This window comes from Pseudomonas sp. RA_15y_Pfl1_P11, assembly GCF_963970975.1.
In the GTDB taxonomy this organism is placed as follows: Bacteria; Pseudomonadota; Gammaproteobacteria; order Pseudomonadales; family Pseudomonadaceae; genus Aquipseudomonas; species Aquipseudomonas tritici.
In genome coordinates this window covers 1-14,871 of record NZ_CAXAOY010000024.1, presented here as the reverse complement: position 1 = coordinate 14,871, position 14,871 = coordinate 1, and the positions used below count along the sequence as shown (strand labels likewise).

The window sequence follows — 14,871 nt, the reverse complement described above, 5'->3', positions numbered from 1 at the left end:
GCACGACTGCAACATAGGTTAATGACAATTGATGACACGCGTTAACCCCATGGCGCTATCCTGAATCGATACCCGGACGTTGTCACATGCCAAATGGAGCCAGCCAATGTGTGTTCGCCAGCAGCATCGCAATCCGATTTTCTGCCTGATCCCGCCCTACATGCTCGACCAGATCGCCCGCAACGGTGATAAAGCGCAGCGGGAAATCGCGTTGCGCACCCGCGCTAAAGACAGCACGTTCCGTTCGTTGCGCATGGTCGCGGTGCCCGCCAAAGGGCCCGCTCACATGGCACTGGTCATGGCCGCAGGCAAGCGGCGCTCGATCTACAGCGCCGAGGGCACCGACAGCCTGCCGGGAACGCTGGTCCGTGGCGAAGGGCAGCCCGCCAGCGGTGATGCGGCGGTGGACGAGGCCTATGACGGCTTGGGCGCCACCTTTGATTTTTTCGAGCAGGTCTTCGACCGCAACTCCATCGATGATGCCGGCATGGCATTGGATGCGACCGTTCATTTTGGCCAGAACTACAACAATGCGTTCTGGAACTCTTCCCAGATGGTGTTTGGCGATGGCGATGAGCAGTTGTTCAATCGCTTCACAGTGGCGCTCGACGTGATTGGCCATGAGCTGGCCCATGGCGTCACCGAGGATGAGGCCAAGCTGATGTACTTCAACCAGTCCGGCGCATTGAACGAGTCGCTGTCGGACGTGTTCGGCTCACTGATCAAGCAATATGCACTGCAGCAATCGGCGCAAGACGCCGACTGGCTGATCGGCAAGGGGCTGTTTACGCCAAAGATCAAAGGCACCGCCCTGCGTTCGATGAAAGCCCCCGGCACCGCGTTTGACGACGAACTGCTGGGCAAGGACCCTCAGCCTGGGCACATGGATGATTTTGTCCAGACCTACGAGGACAATGGAGGGGTGCATATCAATTCCGGCATCCCCAACCATGCGTTCTACCAAGTGGCGACGAAGTTGGGCGGGTTCGCCTGGGAGCACGCCGGGCGTATCTGGTATGACGCGTTGCGCGATGCGCGGCTGCGGCCCAACTCGGGGTTTCTGCGCTTTGCGCGCATCACCTACGATATTGCCGGTCGACTCTACGGCGCGAACAAGGATGAGCAGAAGGCGGTCAAGGAAGGTTGGAAAGCGGTCGGCATTTCGGTTTGACGTGAGGAGCAACCATGCAGATTTCGATCAAGGAAAACGGCGGACCGGCATTTTTCCCCGGTTTGGCCCAGCCCCGTACGGTGAAGCTGGACGCGCTGCCTGAGCAGGATCAGCAGGAGTTGCGGCAACTGATCGCGGCTTCAGACTTTTTTCAGTTGCCGCAGAGCACCGTCCCGGAGCCCGGCAAGCCAGGCCAGGTGCATTACACCCTGACCGTGACAGAGGGCCAGCGCGAGCACACGGTGTGCGTGCTGGCGCCGGTGAAGTCCCAGGCACTGGACGGGCTGGTGCAGTGCGTACGCAGGCATATTCGGTGTTGAGGCCGCTTTAGCTCTACAGCTCTACTGCGCAGCCCCACGGGAGCAAGCGCCCGCACCACAGGTAATGCTCGACTTATTTGCGATCCAGCCACACCGTTTGCGCGTTGCAGAATTCGCGTACGCCGAAGTGCGACAACTCGCGGCCGAACCCACTTTTTTTCACGCCGCCAAACGCCACCCGAGGGTCGGAAACGCTGAAGGCGTTGACGAAGATCCCGCCGGTTTCCAACTGGTTGGCGATATCGCGTGCCTTCGCCGGGTCGGTGGTGAAGATGCTGGCGGTGAGGCCGAACTCGCTATCATTCGCCAGGGCCACGGCGTGGTCGGCGTCGCGGGCGGTGATGATCGAGGCCACGGGGCCGAACAGTTCCTGCTTGAATGAGGTCATCTGGTCGGTGACGTTTGCCAGTACGGTCGGTGCGTAGAAGTTGCCGGCGCCGGGTACTTTGTTGCCGCCCAGCAATAGGGTTGCGCCTTCTTCCTGGGTGGCCTGGACCTGGTCGTGCAGTTCGTCGCGCAGGTCGAAGCGCGCCATCGGGCCGATGTAGGTGGCGGCGCAAGTCGGGTCGCCCATTATCAGGGCGCGGCTGGCTTCGAGGAATTTGGCGGTGAAGGCGTCCACCACACCGGCCTCGATGATCAGGCGCTTGGCGGCGGCGCAGACTTGGCCGCTGTTCTGGAAGCGGCCGATCAGGGCGGCTTGCACGGCGGCGTCGAGGTCGGCGTCGTTGAGTACGATGAACGGGTCGGAGCCGCCGAGTTCCAGCACGCATTTTTTCAGTGCAGCGCCGGCCTGGGAGCCAATGGCGATGCCGGCACGCACGCTGCCGGTCAGGGTAACGGCGGCGATGCGTGGGTCGGCGATGGCTTTGGTCACGCCTTCGTTGGCCACGTTGATCACTTCGAACAGCCCTTCGGCGAAGCCAGCCTTTTTAAACGTTTGTTGGATCAGATAGGCACTGCCCATCACGTTCGGTGCGTGTTTGAGCACGTAGGTGTTGCCGGCAAGCATGGTCGGCACGGCGCCGCGCAGCACTTGCCATACTGGGAAGTTCCACGGCATTACCGCCAGGATAGGGCCGAGCGGGCGGTATTCGATCTGGGCGCTGCCGTTGTCCACCAGGGTCGGTTCCGGGGCGAGCATGGCCGGACCGTGGGCGGCGTACCATTCGCTGAGTTGCGCGCATTTTTCGATTTCGGCACGGGCTTGGGCGATGGGTTTGCCCATTTCCAGGATGATGGTCTGGGCCATTTCTTCGGCTTGGTCACGCAGGGCGCTGGCCAGGTTCAGCAGCAACTCGGCGCGCTGGCTCACTGGCTGGCGGCGCCAGGTGCGGAACGCGCGGGTGGCGCGATCGAGGGCGGCGTCCAGTTGCTGATGGGTTTCGTAGGGATAGCTGGCGACGGTTTCGCCGTTGACCGGGTTAATCGAGAGGGCATGGGTGGTTGCGTTCATGGCGCCGTCCTGCTGAATGAATACGTTGAGTTCAGCCTAAGGGGCTATCTCTTTCCTGGAAACTGAATAATATTAAGCAATACGTTCACGATTGGAGAATGACGTGGATTTGGTGCAGCTGGAAATCTTCAAGGCCGTTGCCGAGCAGGGCAGCATCAGCGCCGCCGCGCAGTTGATTCATCGGGTGCCGTCGAACCTGACCACGCGCATCAAGCAACTGGAGCAGGATCTGGGCGTGGAACTGTTTATCCGAGAGAAAAGCCGCCTGCGCCTGTCGCCGGCCGGGTGGAATTTCCTCGGCTATGCGCGGCGCATCCTCGACCTGGTGCAGGAAGCCCGCGCGACGGTGGCGGGGGAGGAGCCCCAGGGCGCGTTTGCCCTGGGCTCGCTGGAAAGCACCGCGGCGGTGCGCATACCCGCATTGCTGGCGGCCTACAACCAGAAACACACCAAGGTCGAGTTGGACTTGAGCACTGGGCCATCGGGCACGATGATTGAAGGCGTGCTGTCGGGTCGACTGACGGCGGCGTTTGTTGATGGCCCGGTGCTGCACAGCACCCTTGAGGGCGTAGCGGTATTTGAAGAAGAGATGGTGGTGATTGCGCCGCTGCATCACGCGCCGATCACACGAGGGCAAGAGGTGAACGGCGAGAACATCTACACCTTTCGCTCGAACTGCTCGTACCGGCATCACTTTGAGCGCTGGTTCTCACAGGACGGCGCGGTACCGGGCAAGATCTTCGAGATCGAGTCCTATCACGGCATGCTTGCCTGCGTCAGCGCCGGGGCCGGGGTGGCACTGATGCCGCGCAGCATGCTGGAAAGCATGCCGGGGTTTGCGGCGGTGAGTGTGTGGCCGCTGACGGAAAATTTCCGGATATTGCACACTTGGCTGATCTGGCGGCGGGGCACTGTCTCGCAGAGTTTGAACAGTTTTGTGAAGTTGCTGGAGGAACGCGCTCTGGTAACCCAGTAGATCGAATGTTGTATATGGCTTGCCTGCGATAGCATCAACCCGTTTTGCCTGATACGCCGAGGTGCTGGCATCGCAGGCAAGCCAGCCACATTTTGATCTCTATCAGCCGCCGAATTGCAGGGTGCCCATCGCCAGTTTTGCCATTAACGCGGTGGCACCCAATTGCACCAGCCACAGTGCCAAGCCTCCGAGGAACACGCCGAGCGCTACCTGCAACACCAAGCTCTTCTGGCGCTTGGCTTGCGGCGCGCGTGGGGTGAAGTGGTCCAGCTCGTCGCGGTCGGCACGCAGGTCCAGGTCATCGTTTCTCATAAGGCTCTCACAGCGAAGGGGCAATCAGGGTTCAGTCTAGGGGAGCAGGGCATTTTCTGACAGGCATTAAAAAGGGAAGCCGTGGCTTCCCTTCTGGCGGCGCCGCCAAGTTAGAGAACCTGAACAATCGCCTTTGTGACCGCATCAATGTTCGACTGGTTCAGCGCCGCCACACAGATACGCCCGGTATCCAGTGCATAGATCCCAAACTCGGTGCGCAAGCGGGTGACTTGCTCAACGGTCAGGCCTGAGTAGGAGAACATCCCGCGCTGGCGGCCGACAAAGCTGAAGTCCTTGCCCGGAGCAGCCTTGGCCAGTTCGGCGACCATCTGCTCGCGCATGCCACGGATGCGCAGGCGCATTTCAGCCAGTTCGGCTTCCCATTGGGCGCGCAGCTCAGGGTTGTTCAACACCGCTGCAACAATTGCCGCGCCGTGGGTCGGCGGGTTGGAGTAGTTGGTGCGGATCACACGCTTGACCTGGGACAGGATGCGCGCGCTTTCTTCCTTGGAGTCGCTAACGATGGACAGCGCGCCCACACGTTCGCCGTACAGCGAGAACGACTTGGAGAACGAACTGGACACAAAGAAGGTCAGGCCCGACTCAGCGAAAAGACGTACGGCAGCGGCGTCTTCGTGGATGCCGTCGCCAAAGCCCTGGTAGGCCATGTCGAGGAACGGCACCAGGTTCTTGGCCTTGACCACATCCAGCACATTCTGCCAGTCGGCCGGGCTCAGGTCGACGCCGGTCGGGTTGTGGCAGCAGGCGTGCAGCACCACGATGGACTGTGGCGGCAGGGCGTTGAGGTCTTCGAGCAGGCCTGCACGGTTTACGTCGTGGGTGGCGGCGTCGTAGTAGCGGTAGTTCTGCACCGGGAAACCCGCGGTTTCGAACAGGGCGCGGTGGTTTTCCCAGCTTGGGTCGCTGATGGCGACAACGGCGTCTGGCAGCAGTTGCTTGAGGAAGTCGGCACCGATTTTCAGGGCGCCGGTTCCGCCAACGGCCTGGACGGTCACGACGCGACTCGCGGCCAGCAGTGGCGACTCAGCACCGAACAGCAGCGTTTGCACGGCCTTGTCATACGCCGCGATGCCGTCGATCGGCAGGTAGCCTCGGGCTGCGTGTTGCGCCACGCGAATGGCTTCCGCTTCGGCAACGGCACGCAAGAGTGGAATCTTCCCCTCTTCGTTGCAGTAAACGCCCACGCCAAGGTTGACCTTGGTGGTTCGTGTATCGGCGTTGAATGCTTCGTTGAGGCCCAGGATAGGATCGCGTGGTGCCATTTCGACAGCGGAGAACAGGCTCATTTTGCGGCAGCTCTATGGGGGAAGGGAGGGACGTGTCGCGCTCCAGCCGAATGCACTAGAGCGGTGCACAAACGGGGAGCTAGTATAGAGGCCATCACGGCTGAGGGCGACAGCCGAAACGGCTTTTCGGCCAAGTTTTTAGGTTTATTTGCTGGCCGTTAGTCTTATTGCAACCGTGATCGGAAAGCTCGCGTAGGAGTATTGCCTTGAAACCCGACACATTCGCCACCACTTCTATGGCTATCATGGTTTTTTCCTACCGTCCGCTCTGAATCTTCGCGGGTTGTGGTCTATTTCGTCCTCGACGGGTTTACAGTCTGGGGTGACTACACGAGGTACTTATGTCGGATTTCCAACTCGTCACCCGCTTTGAACCCGCTGGCGATCAGCCAGAAGCCATTCGCCAGATGGTCGAGGGCATCGAAGCCGGCCTGGCCCATCAGACGCTGCTCGGGGTGACCGGTTCGGGCAAGACCTTCAGCATCGCCAACGTGATCGCGCAGATCAACCGGCCCACGCTGGTGCTGGCGCCCAACAAGACCCTGGCCGCGCAGTTGTATGGCGAGTTCAAGGCGTTCTTCCCGAATAACGCGGTGGAATACTTCGTTTCCTACTACGACTACTACCAGCCCGAAGCCTATGTGCCGTCCTCCGATACCTTTATCGAGAAGGACGCGTCGATCAACGACCACATCGAGCAGATGCGGCTGTCGGCGACCAAGGCGCTGCTCGAGCGCAAGGACGCTATCATCGTCACCACGGTGTCGTGCATCTACGGCCTGGGCAGCCCGGAAACCTATTTGAAAATGGTGCTGCACGTTGATCGCGGCGACAAACTCGACCAGCGCGAGTTGCTGCGCCGCCTGACGAGCCTGCAATACACCCGCAATGACATGGACTTTGCCCGCGCGACCTTCCGCGTGCGCGGCGATGTCATCGATATTTACCCGGCGGAATCCGATCTGGAAGCGATCCGCATCGAACTGTTTGACGATGAAGTCGAGAGCCTGTCGGCCTTCGACCCGTTGACCGGCGAGGTAATCCGCAAGCTGCCGCGCTTCACGTTCTATCCGAAAAGCCACTACGTGACCCCGCGCGAAACCCTCATGGGCGCCATCGAGGGCATCAAGACCGAGTTGGCCGAGCGCCTGGAGTACCTGCGGTCCAACAACAAACTGGTGGAAGCCCAGCGCCTGGAGCAGCGCACCCGCTTCGACCTGGAGATGATCCTGGAGCTGGGCTACTGCAACGGTATCGAAAACTACTCGCGCTATCTCTCGGGTCGTGATTCCGGGCAGGCGCCGCCTACACTATTTGATTACTTGCCGGACGACGCGCTGTTGGTGATCGACGAGTCCCACGTCAGCGTGCCGCAGGTCGGCGCGATGTACAAAGGTGACCGCTCGCGTAAAGAGACGTTGGTGGAATACGGTTTCCGTCTGCCGTCGGCGCTGGACAACCGGCCAATGCGTTTTGACGAGTTTGAAAGCATCAGCCCGCAGACGATTTTTGTCTCGGCCACGCCGGGTAATTACGAAGCCGAGCATGCGGGCCGTGTGGTTGAGCAGTTGGTGCGCCCGACGGGTCTCGTCGACCCGCAAATCGAAATCCGGCCCGCGTTGACCCAGGTCGATGACTTGCTCTCGGAGATCGGCAAACGCGTGGCCCTGGAAGAGCGGGTGCTGGTCACCACGCTGACCAAGCGCATGTCTGAAGACCTGACTGACTATCTCGCCGACCACGGCGTGCGCGTGCGCTACCTGCACTCGGACATCGATACGGTAGAGCGCGTGGAGATCATCCGCGACCTTCGCCTGGGCACCTTTGATGTGCTGGTGGGGATCAACCTGCTGCGTGAAGGTCTGGACATGCCGGAAGTGTCGCTGGTGGCGATCCTCGATGCGGACAAGGAGGGTTTCCTGCGTTCCGAACGCTCGCTGATCCAGACCATCGGCCGCGCGGCACGTAACCTCAATGGGCGGGCGATTCTCTACGCGGACCGCATTACCGGCTCCATGGAGCGGGCGATTGGCGAGACCGAGCGCCGCCGCGACAAACAGATTGCCTTTAACCTGGAACATGGCATCACGCCCAAGGGTGTGTTCAAGGACGTTGCCGACATCATGGAAGGCGCCGTGGTACCGGGCTCGCGCAGCAAGAAGCGCAAGGGCATGGCCAAGGCTGCCGAGGAAAGCGCCAAGTACGAGAACGAACTGCGCTCGCCGAGTGAAATCACCAAGCGCATTCGGCAATTGGAAGAGAAGATGTACCAGTTGGCGCGGGACTTGGAGTTTGAAGCGGCGGCGCAGATGCGCGATGAGATTGGCAAGTTGCGTGAGCGGTTGCTGGCTGTTTGATTTGCGTTGACTGACCTGGCCCCATCGCAGGCAAGCCAGCTCTCACATTTTGACCGCGTTAACCGTTCAAGGTGGGCGCTGGCTTGCCTGCGATGGGCATAGGTATCTACACAACTTTCCGCCCGATGCCCGAGCTCGGCTGAGCAGCGGTTGCTCTGGCTTTTGATCTGTTTTTGATTTTGATCTCAGGCGCCCCATCAACCACGCTGGCCGAACGCAGGCTTGAGTCCGTGGGTAACCCGGCAGGACGCCGGGTTAGCCGCACTGGGCCAAGGATGGCCCATTGCGGCGGCCCACGGATTCAAGCCTTCGTTCTGGCACACCGAGCTTAAGCGAGGTGCCGAGTGGTGGGGCGAAGCGTTTTGGGTTACTTTTGGCGCTCTTCCAAAAGTGACTCGCCGTAAGGGCGAAACCCTAAGTAGCCGTTACCGCAGAAATGGATATGTACTCATTCCAACCACACCGCATGGTCAGCCCAGAGGCCGCCATCGCAGGCAAGCCAGCTCCCACATTTTGATCGATTTACACCCAATAGGGCTCGAGCGACTATCAAGCCGCCACGGGAGCAAGCTCCCTCGCCACTGGTCGGACACAACACCGAAAGTTGTGTAGATACCCATGCTGCGATGGGGGCGACGCGGTCCATCAGAATCACCCAGGCTGGAGCCCAACCACCCCAGGCTGTTACCATTCCTCCCTTGTTTCAATTTTCAGCTTTATCGCCCATTCGAGACCTGCCATGACCACCGTCCGCACGCGCATTGCGCCATCGCCTACTGGGGATCCCCACGTCGGCACTGCTTACATCGCCTTGTTCAACTACTGCTTTGCCAAGCAGCACGGCGGTGAATTCATCCTGCGGATCGAAGACACCGACCAACTGCGCTCTACCCGTGAGTCGGAACAGCAGATTTTCGATGCCCTGCGGTGGTTGGGCATTACCTGGGCGGAAGGCCCGGACGTCGGCGGCCCGCACGGTCCTTATCGCCAAAGCGAGCGCAGCGACATCTACAAGCAGTACACCCAGCAATTGGTCGACATGGGTCATGCATTCCCGTGCTTCTGCACCGCAGAAGAGCTGGACCAGATGCGCGCCGAGCAACAGGCCCGTGGCGAAACCCCGCGCTACGATGGCCGTGCGCTGCTGCTGTCGAAAGAAGAAGTCGCCCGCCGCCTGGCCGCTGGCGAACCGCACGTTATCCGCATGAAAGTGCCGAGTGAAGGCGTGTGTGTGGTGGCGGACATGCTGCGCGGTGACGTCGAAATCCCGTGGGACCGCATGGACATGCAAGTGCTGATGAAGACCGACGGCCTGCCGACGTACTTCCTCGCAAACGTAGTCGACGACCACCTGATGGGCATCACTCACGTGCTGCGCGGTGAAGAATGGCTGCCGTCGGCACCGAAACTGATCCTGCTCTACGAGTACTTCGGCTGGGAACAGCCGCAGCTGTGCTACATGCCGCTGTTGCGTAACCCGGACAAGAGCAAGCTGTCCAAGCGCAAGAACCCGACCTCGGTGACCTTCTACGAGCGCATGGGCTTCATGCCGGAAGCGATGCTCAACTATTTGGGCCGCATGGGCTGGTCGATGCCGGACGAGCGCGAGAAGTTTTCGCTGCAGGAAATGGTCGACAACTTCGACCTGTCCCGCGTGTCCCTGGGCGGGCCGATCTTCGATATCGAGAAACTGTCGTGGCTCAATGGCCAATGGCTGCGTGACCTGCCGGTGGAAGCGTTCGCCAGCCGAGTGCAGCAGTGGGCGTTGAACCCTGAGTACATGATGAAGATCGCGCCGCTGGTGCAGGGCAGGGTGGAAACATTCAGCCAGGTCGCACCGTTGGCCAGCTTCTTCTTTGCCGGTGGCGTGAACCCGGACCCCAAGCTGTTTGAGTCCAAGAAGCTCTCCGGTGATCAGGTTCGCCAGTTGATGCAGTTGATCCTGTGGAAGCTCGAAAGCCTGCGTCAGTGGGAGAAGGATGCGATCACCGCGACGATCCAGGCGGTGGTGGAGTCCCTGGAATTGAAGCTGCGCGATGCCATGCCTTTGATGTTTGCCGCGATCACCGGGCAGGCCAGTTCGGTGTCGGTGCTGGATGCGATGGAAATTCTCGGCCCGGACCTGACGCGTTTCCGTCTGCGCCAAGCCCTTGATTTGCTTGGTGGTGTGTCGAAGAAAGAAAACAAAGAGTGGGAAAAACTGCTGGCTGCTATCGCCTAAGCAGGCTGCTGTAACGGTGAAACCCCGGTTTTCCGGGGTTTCACCGGTAAGTGATTGTTATCCCGGCAAAAAACTTTAGAAATTGTTGAAAATAAATTTGACACACTTCTAAAGCGCCATTAAGATTCGCCCCGTCCTCACCGATGAGGGGCTATAGCTCAGCTGGGAGAGCGCTTGCATGGCATGCAAGAGGTCAACGGTTCGATCCCGTTTAGCTCCACCAATTTACAGGTTCAAGGTCTGGCCACACCGTACTTGAATTGATGTGCAGAAGGTTTTGTCCCCTTCGTCTAGTGGCCTAGGACACCGCCCTTTCACGGCGGTAACAGGGGTTCGAGTCCCCTAGGGGACGCCAGTTTAAACAAGCATTTCGAAAGGTATGCTGCGTCGCGAGACGAAAAATCCGGGGCTATAGCTCAGCTGGGAGAGCGCTTGCATGGCATGCAAGAGGTCAACGGTTCGATCCCGTTTAGCTCCACCAATTTTACAGGTTCAAGGTTGCGGTCACTCGGTCCTTGAATCGATCAGTTCTCAGCGCTGATCAATGTATAGAAGGTTTGTGTCCCCTTCGTCTAGTGGCCTAGGACACCGCCCTTTCACGGCGGTAACAGGGGTTCGAGTCCCCTAGGGGACGCCACGATTACCCGCTCTGCGGGATTTTTAAGGGTCATTCAATTATTGAATGGCCCTTTTGTTTGTCTGGCGTTTGGCCGATCCCTCTCTCAACTCGCTTTTTCTCTTCTGACCAATGGTCATACCTGTCGCTTGCCAAATATTATTATGTTAATAATATTCAACTCATTAACATCGGAGGCAGTGATGAGCGATAAAAAAGCGCAAACCCGCGAACGCATTCTGCAGGCAGCCAGCGCCGCGTTGATCCAGCGTGGCCCGGCAGAGCCAAGTGTGGGGGAGGTCATGGGCGCCGCGGGGCTGACCGTCGGTGGTTTCTACGCGCACTTCGAAAGCAAGGACGCGCTGATGCTGGAGGCCTTTACTCAGTTGCTGTCCAAGCGTCGCGCCTCGATTGACGACATCGATCCACAGCTGACCGGAGAAGAGCGCAGAAGCCTGGTGGCGGCGTTCTACTTGTCGCGCAAGCACCGTGACTCAACCGCCCAGGCATGCCCGATCCCGGCCACTGTGGGCGAAATGAGCCGTCTGCCGGATGAGTTCCGCCAGGCACTCAATGAGCACTGCGAGCTGATGGCTGCGCAGCTCGCCGCCAGCCCTGAAGACACCGACAAAGCCCTGGCTGACATGGCGCTGATGATCGGTGGCCTGGCCTTGGCCCGCGCGCTTGGTCCTGGTGAATTGTCTGACCGTGTGCTGCGTGCCGCCAAGTCGGCGGTGCGCTAGAAGAGGGCTCTCATGATGGGCACGCCAACCTGGATTCGTCGCTTCAACGGTACGTTGGGGCACCTGGCTCCGCAAATGGTGGCCAACAAGATGCGTCGTGCCTTCATGACGCCGCGCCATCTACCGCCGCGCGATTGGGAGCTGCCGCTGTTGGCGCAGTCGGAGCGCATCACCTTGCGTTTCGGTTTGTCTGCCTTGCGTTGGGGGCAGGGGCCTGCGCTGCTGTTGATGCACGGCTGGGAAGGGCGGCCCACCCAGTTCGCGAGCCTGATCAGTGCGTTGGTCGACAATGGTTATTCGGTGATTGCCCTGGACGGTCCCGCCCATGGCCGTTCGCCGGGGCGCGAAGCCCATGTGCTGCTCTTTGCTCGGGCCATGCTTGAGGCGGCGGCGGAGTTGCCGCCGCTGCATGCCGTGATCGGCCATTCAATGGGCGGTGCCAGTGCGATGCTGGCAGTGCAGTTAGGCTTGCGTACCGAGGCGTTGGTGAGTATTGCCGCGCCGTCACGCTTTCTGGATGCGCTACGCGACTTTACCAGGAGGGTCGGTTTGCCAGCGCGGGCACGGTCGGCGTTTATCCAGGAAGTCGAGTTGACGTTCGGCATGCCGCTCAAACACTTGGATGTGGCCCACTACCAGATGAATATCCCCGGCCTGATCGTGCACGCCGAAGACGATACGTTCGTCCCGGTCAAGGCGTCGCAAGCCATTCACGAAGCCTGGTTCGACAGCCGCCTGCTGCGCCTGGAGCAGGGCGGTCACCAGAAAGTGCTCGCCGATCCACGGGTGATCGACGGTGTGCTGGCATTGCTGGCCGGCCGCTGTCTACAGGAGCGGCAAAGCGCCTGATACACTCCTCCCGCCGACATTAATCAACTGGAGCAAGGCATGGGCTGGGATTTGGTAGCGCCGTTTATCATCGATCTGCAGGTCGCCGCTGAAGACATCGACGGCCTGGGGCACGCCAATAACGCGGTGTATGTGTCTTGGCTGGAGCGCTGCGCCTGGCGCCATTCCCAGCGCCTGGGGCTGGACCTGACCGAATATCGTCGACTGGACCGCGCCATGGCCGTGGTGCGGCACGAGATCGACTACCTGGCCGCAGGCTACGAAGGCGATGAGCTGCAACTGGCCACCTGGATCGTCGACTGGGACCAGCGCCTGAAGATGACCCGGCGCTTCCAACTGGTACGCCCGCGTGACGGCGTCACCTTGCTACGCGCACACACTACCTTTGTCTGCATTGAGCTCTCCACTGGCAAGCCCAAGCGCATGCCAGCGGCGTTTCTCGACGGTTATGGCCCCGCCCTGACAGGGGGTTAACGGTTGCTGCGGGAAACCCAGTAAACTGCGCCACGATTTTTGTTGAGTGTTTTCCATGCAAATTGCTTTGGCGCCCATGGAGGGGTTGGTCGACAACATCCTGCGGGACGTGCTGACCCGCGTCGGCGGTATTGACTGGTGTGTGACCGAGTTCATCCGCGTCAATGACCGCCTGCTCACCCCTGCGTATTTCCACAAGCTCGCCCCGGAACTGCTGCACGGTGCCCACACCGCCGCGGGCGTACCGCTGCGTGTGCAATTGCTGGGCTCCGACCCGGTGTGCCTGGCAGAAAACGCCGCCCTCGCCTATGAGCTCGGTGCGCAAGTGATCGACCTGAACTTCGGTTGCCCGGCCAAGACCGTCAACAAGTCCCGTGGCGGCGCGGTGCTGCTCAAGGAGCCGGAGCTGCTCAACCGGATCGTCGAGCACGTCCGGCGCGCTGTACCGGCCCACGTCCCGGTGACCGCCAAGATGCGCTTGGGTTTCGATAGCCCGGACGGCGCCCTGGTCTGCGCCACCGCCTTGGCCGAAGGCGGCGCGGCGCATATCGTCGTGCATGCGCGCACCAAGACCGATGGCTATAAGCCGCCGGCCCATTGGGAATGGATCCCGCGGGTACAGGATGTGGTCAAGGTGCCGGTATTCGCCAATGGTGATATCTGGAGCGTCGAAGACTGGAAGCGCTGTCGCGAAGTCAGCGGTGCCGAAGACATCATGCTGGGCCGTGGCCTGGTGGCACGGCCGGACCTGGCGCGGCAGATCGCCGCGGCGCGGGCGGGCGAGGAAGTGGTTGAGATGACCTGGGCAGAAATGCAGCCGATGCTCCAGGACTTCTGGACCCAGTCGGTGGTGCAACTGACCGAGCGTCAGGCGCCTGGGCGTTTGAAACAATGGTTGGCGATGCTGACGCGTAATTACCCGGAGGCGGTGGAATTGTTCAATGCGATGCGCCGCGAGACCGAGCTGGACAAGGTGGGTCTCTTGCTTGGGATGGCACCCGTTCTGAAAGATTAAGTTTATATTGATACTGCTTTAAAACACCTCAAGAGGGGCGCCATCGGCGCTCTTTTTTTTAAATGGTTTAACGGTGCTTTCTTGGAGCGGGGCATTGGCATGTTGACGTTTATTTTTTACATGAGGTGATAACTGGGCAAGTGGTCGGTGTTTGTGTTTTTGTTGCATTGGGTTTTCTCCGGGGGGGGGGCACGTTGTTTGGTTTGTGCGCGTGTGTACGAACTAACATGAATGGACTAAAGTTGTTCTGGCTTAATGATTTCATTAGTTTAAGGTTGGGGCTGTTTATTACCTTGTGTATCTGTGCTGTGGGTGGTGCATAGGGTCGAGGCTTTGATTTTCTTGATGGTCTATGAGGCGAAGTCTGATTTTCCATTTTGGTTTCCTTATGTGAAGATGGGTTTTTGGAACTCGATAGCTCTGCGCCCCACGAAAGTAAGGACTGTGAAGTGATGACGGTTGCTTCCGGTTCTATTCTATTGCTGCCGATGTTAGTAAGTTGTTTTAGGGCGGCGCAAAACTAAAGGTGAGATTAAGCAGATGTCCAATATACCGATGAATAATGTTTCGGCTTTTAAACCAGCGCTCCATACGGCAAACTCGCCCACAGCGGACACCTTGAAGGACATAGAAAAGGCCAGTGGTTCGCTGGCAGGCCTTAGTTCAAGGAGTAACGCGCTTCCGCGCAACGACTCTCCTAAAGAGGCCGCCAAGGACATTACGGTTAATGCCGATGCTTTGGAAAAATTGTTTGAAATGTTTGAACTCGTCTTCAAAGCAATGCGCAGCGTGTTATCGGGCAGGGGGTTTAGCGCCAAGTTGCCAGTTGACGTTGGCACTGGCGTGCAAATTGGCGTGAAAGGCAATGGCAAACAGGCGACGCCGGTGAATGGTGAGAAAGGCGCGCAGGTAAAGGTCGGCACCGACGGTAGCGTGCAGGTTGGCGTGAAAGGCAACGGTACTGAATCGACGCGGCCAACGGGTGAGAAAGGTGCGCAGGTAAAGGTCGGCACCGACGGTAGCGTGCAGGTTGGCGTGAAAGGCAACGGTACTG

The 14,871-nt window shown here is 59.7% G+C and carries 13 protein-coding genes and 4 tRNA genes; 14 read left to right on the top strand and 3 right to left on the bottom strand.

Features of this window, described 5'->3' with window-relative positions; genetic code table 11:
* Nucleotides 1-106: 106 nt before the first annotated feature.
* Together AACY44_RS24440 and AACY44_RS24435 are read left to right on the top strand one after the other, a co-directional pair.
* Entirely contained in the window at nucleotides 107-1,171 is a 1,065-nt protein-coding gene (locus tag AACY44_RS24440; protein ID WP_339437387.1) for a M4 family metallopeptidase, read from the top strand.
* A 14-nt stretch (nucleotides 1,172-1,185) separates the two neighbouring features.
* On the top strand, nucleotides 1,186-1,491 hold the full coding sequence (locus AACY44_RS24435; RefSeq protein ID WP_339416362.1) for a protealysin inhibitor emfourin: 306 nt from the start codon (nucleotides 1,186-1,188) through the stop codon (nucleotides 1,489-1,491).
* Nucleotides 1,492-1,564: 73 nt separating this feature from the next.
* Here AACY44_RS24435 and AACY44_RS24430 read toward each other — a convergent pair whose 3' ends face one another.
* Nucleotides 1,565-2,947 carry an aldehyde dehydrogenase family protein gene (locus AACY44_RS24430; RefSeq protein ID WP_339531225.1) on the bottom strand — a complete coding sequence of 461 codons (1,383 nt, stop codon included), beginning with the start codon at nucleotides 2,945-2,947 and terminating at the stop codon, nucleotides 1,565-1,567.
* Nucleotides 2,948-3,050: 103 nt separating this feature from the next.
* Between AACY44_RS24430 and ptrR the strand changes: the two genes are divergently transcribed.
* Nucleotides 3,051-3,923, top strand: coding sequence for a putrescine utilization regulator PtrR (ptrR, locus tag AACY44_RS24425; protein ID WP_339416359.1), 873 nt, complete (start codon nucleotides 3,051-3,053; stop codon nucleotides 3,921-3,923).
* Between the two features lie 102 nt (nucleotides 3,924-4,025).
* Here the strand turns inward: ptrR and AACY44_RS24420 are convergent, their stop codons facing one another.
* Both AACY44_RS24420 and AACY44_RS24415 read right to left on the bottom strand, forming a co-directional pair.
* Nucleotides 4,026-4,235 carry a hypothetical protein gene (locus AACY44_RS24420; RefSeq protein WP_038442076.1) on the bottom strand — a complete coding sequence of 70 codons (210 nt, stop codon included), beginning with the start codon at nucleotides 4,233-4,235 and terminating at the stop codon, nucleotides 4,026-4,028.
* Nucleotides 4,236-4,345: 110 nt separating this feature from the next.
* Nucleotides 4,346-5,542, bottom strand: a complete 1,197-nt coding sequence (locus tag AACY44_RS24415) for an amino acid aminotransferase (protein ID WP_339416357.1) — start codon at nucleotides 5,540-5,542, stop codon at nucleotides 4,346-4,348.
* A gap of 341 nt (nucleotides 5,543-5,883) precedes the next feature.
* Between AACY44_RS24415 and uvrB the strand changes: the two genes are divergently transcribed.
* The 11 genes from uvrB to AACY44_RS24360 form a co-directional block, all read left to right on the top strand.
* On the top strand, nucleotides 5,884-7,899 hold the full coding sequence (uvrB, locus tag AACY44_RS24410; protein WP_065880879.1) for an excinuclease ABC subunit UvrB: 2,016 nt from the start codon (nucleotides 5,884-5,886) through the stop codon (nucleotides 7,897-7,899).
* 739 nt (nucleotides 7,900-8,638) lie between these two features.
* The gene (gene gltX / locus AACY44_RS24405) at nucleotides 8,639-10,120 is read left to right on the top strand and encodes a glutamate--tRNA ligase (RefSeq protein ID WP_339531223.1); all 1,482 of its coding nucleotides are present in this window, start codon (nucleotides 8,639-8,641) and stop codon (nucleotides 10,118-10,120) included.
* 147 nt (nucleotides 10,121-10,267) lie between these two features.
* Nucleotides 10,268-10,343, top strand: a tRNA-Ala gene (locus tag AACY44_RS24400).
* Nucleotides 10,344-10,399: 56 nt separating this feature from the next.
* Nucleotides 10,400-10,475 (top strand) — tRNA-Glu (locus AACY44_RS24395).
* Nucleotides 10,476-10,525: 50 nt separating this feature from the next.
* Nucleotides 10,526-10,601, top strand: a tRNA-Ala gene (locus AACY44_RS24390).
* Between the two features lie 80 nt (nucleotides 10,602-10,681).
* A tRNA-Glu gene (locus AACY44_RS24385) sits at nucleotides 10,682-10,757 on the top strand.
* A 182-nt stretch (nucleotides 10,758-10,939) separates the two neighbouring features.
* Nucleotides 10,940-11,479, top strand: a complete 540-nt coding sequence (locus AACY44_RS24380) for a TetR/AcrR family transcriptional regulator (protein WP_339416351.1) — start codon at nucleotides 10,940-10,942, stop codon at nucleotides 11,477-11,479.
* Between the two features lie 15 nt (nucleotides 11,480-11,494).
* Nucleotides 11,495-12,328 carry an alpha/beta hydrolase gene (locus AACY44_RS24375; RefSeq protein ID WP_339416750.1) on the top strand — a complete coding sequence of 278 codons (834 nt, stop codon included), beginning with the start codon at nucleotides 11,495-11,497 and terminating at the stop codon, nucleotides 12,326-12,328.
* A gap of 39 nt (nucleotides 12,329-12,367) precedes the next feature.
* A complete protein-coding gene (locus AACY44_RS24370) occupies nucleotides 12,368-12,802 on the top strand; it encodes an acyl-CoA thioesterase (protein WP_339416350.1) in 435 nt (144 codons plus the stop codon).
* A gap of 55 nt (nucleotides 12,803-12,857) precedes the next feature.
* Nucleotides 12,858-13,817, top strand: coding sequence for a tRNA dihydrouridine synthase (locus AACY44_RS24365; RefSeq protein ID WP_339416349.1), 960 nt, complete (start codon nucleotides 12,858-12,860; stop codon nucleotides 13,815-13,817).
* A 540-nt stretch (nucleotides 13,818-14,357) separates the two neighbouring features.
* A partial coding sequence (locus AACY44_RS24360) for a hypothetical protein (protein WP_339531221.1) occupies nucleotides 14,358-14,871 on the top strand: 514 nt, incomplete at its 3' end.